Origin of the sequence: Micromonospora sp. NPDC049836, assembly GCF_044465125.1 — a bacterium.
GTDB lineage: Bacteria > Actinomycetota > Actinomycetes > Mycobacteriales > Micromonosporaceae > Micromonospora.
Map to the genome: position 1 here is coordinate 1 of NZ_JBITLH010000038.1, position 2,155 is coordinate 2,155.

The 2,155-nt window shown below is 68.2% G+C and carries 2 protein-coding genes; both read right to left on the reverse strand.

Features of this window, described 5'->3' with window-relative positions; genetic code table 11:
* Positions 1 to 70: 70 nt before the first annotated feature.
* A complete protein-coding gene (gene istB, locus ACIBPB_RS33615) occupies positions 71 to 859 on the reverse strand; it encodes an IS21-like element helper ATPase IstB (RefSeq protein WP_396843255.1) in 789 nt (262 codons plus the stop codon).
* Complete coding sequence (gene istA / locus ACIBPB_RS33620; RefSeq protein WP_396843256.1) at positions 859 to 2,085, reverse strand: IS21 family transposase; 1,227 nt, start codon at positions 2,083 to 2,085, stop codon at positions 859 to 861. The genes istB and istA overlap by 1 nt, the downstream gene beginning before the upstream one ends.
* Positions 2,086 to 2,155 lie beyond the last annotated feature (70 nt).

Here is a 2,155-nt window from a genome sequence, read left to right on the forward strand (position 1 = left end):
TGTCAACACCGGTTGAACCCTGACCCCTCTGTTCCGGCCGAACTTTGACCCCCTCGCTGGTTGTAGATGTTCAGTCGTTGGTCTTGGTGGCTGCGGGGACGCGGCCGAGGTCGCGGTCTTTGAGTCGGTAGCTGTCGCCTTTCATGGAGATGACTTCGGCGTGGTGGACGAGGCGGTCGATCATGGCTGCGGCGACGACGTCGTCGCCGAATACTTCGCCCCAGCGGCCGAAGGGCTTGTTGCTGGTGACGATCAGGCTGGCTCGTTCGTAGCGGTTGGAGACGAGCTGGAAGAACAGGTTCGCGGCTTCTGCTTCGAAGGGGATGTAGCCGACCTCGTCGACGATCAGCAGCGGGATCCGGGCGAGCTTGACGAGTTCGTCTTGCAGGCGCCCGGCGTGGTGGGCGTCGGCGAGGCGGGAGACCCATTGGGCGGCGGTGGCGAACGCGACCCGGTGTCCGGCCTGGCAGGCCCGGATGCCCAGGCCGATGGACAGGTGGGTTTTGCCGGTGCCGGGCGGGCCGAGGAAGACGACGTTCTCCCGGCCGGTGATGAAGTCCAACGTGCCGAGGTGGGCGATGGTTTCCCGCTTCAGGGAGCGTTGGTGGTCGAAGTCGAACTCCTCCAGGCTCTTGCGGGCCGGGAACCGCGCTGCCCGGATGCGTCCCTCGCCGCCGTGGGCTTCGCGGGCGGCGACCTCGCGTTGCAGGCAGGCGGCGAGGAACTCCTCATGCGTCCACGACTCCGCCCGAGCCCGCTCCGCCAACCTCTCCACCGCGGCGGCGAGGGAGGGCGCCTTGAGGGCGCGGGTGAGGAACGCGATCTCCGAGGCGACGTTGCGGTTGGTCTTGGCGGCCATCACGCGGCCGCCTCGTCCAGGCCGAACATGCGGTCGTAATCGCTCAACGGTCGCCGCTCGACTTGGGCGTCGAGAGCCGTTGCCGGAGTGCGTTGGGCGGCGATGCGCAGATCAGCGGCGGCCTGGCGGTGGGCGGGGTCGGTGATGCTCTGATGCTTGGCCCAGCAGCGGTCATGCCGAGCCACCAGCCGGCCGTCGCAGAACACCTGCACCCAGTCAGCGTCCGCGACCACCTCGACTCGTCGTCCCACCACCGACGGATGCACCGAGTAGTCGTTGCCGTCCAGACGCACGTAATGATCGCGGGGAAGTCGGGTCATCTGTCGCCAGCCGACCACCGGCGCGACTGGGGGAAGCGGCAGCATCGCTTGCTGGTCGGCGTCCCACCGGTCCACCGGCCGGCAGCCCAACCTCCGATGCCGGCGTGTGTTCGCCCGCACCAACCACTCCGCCAACTGCGTGTTGAAGTCCTGCGGTGACGCGAACCGGCGCCCGGGCAGGAAGGACGTCTCCAGATAGCCGTTCGCCCGTTCGACCAGGCCCTTGGCCTCCGGGTCCGCCGGCCGGCACTGGATTACCTTGATCCCGAGGCTGCCGCGAAAAGCGTTCATCGCCTCCGTCAGCTGCGGTCGGCCGGCCCGCCACTGCCCGACCGCGGACTCGTTGTCCCACACCAACGCCTTGGGCACCCGGCCCCAGCCGGAGATCAGCGTCCAATGCCCGGCCAACAGATCCGCCGACTGCCGCGACGGGATCATCACCGCCGACAGCCATCGCGAATACCCGCACACCATCACCAGCACCGGCGGCCGACCCACCTGCCCGAAGCCCAACGGCACGTCCGCCGGCGGGAACCACAGATCACACTGCGCCAACTCACCCGGCAGATAGTCCGTCCGCTGGCTCGGGTCGGGGCGCCGGAACAACGGCCGCAGCTGCTGCACCCGATCACAGAACACCGTCTTGCCCCGGCCCCAGCCGACCCGTTCCATGATCACCGTTGTCGGCATGTCCGGGAACTCCGCCAACAACGCCCGAATCTGCGGCTCGACCGCATCCACGATCGAACCCTTCGCCGCCCGCTGATACCGCGGCGGCTCATGACTTGCCAGAGCCTTGCGCACCGTGTTCCGCGAGACCCCCAGCCGACGAACGATGGCCTTGATCGCCATCCCCTCAGCCCGGTGCAACCGGCGAATCTCCGCCCAGTCCTCCACGCTCAGCACCTCCCGATGCTTCCGGAGGGGGTCAACCTTCAGCCGGAACCACGGGGTTAGTTTTCAGGCGGAGCCGACA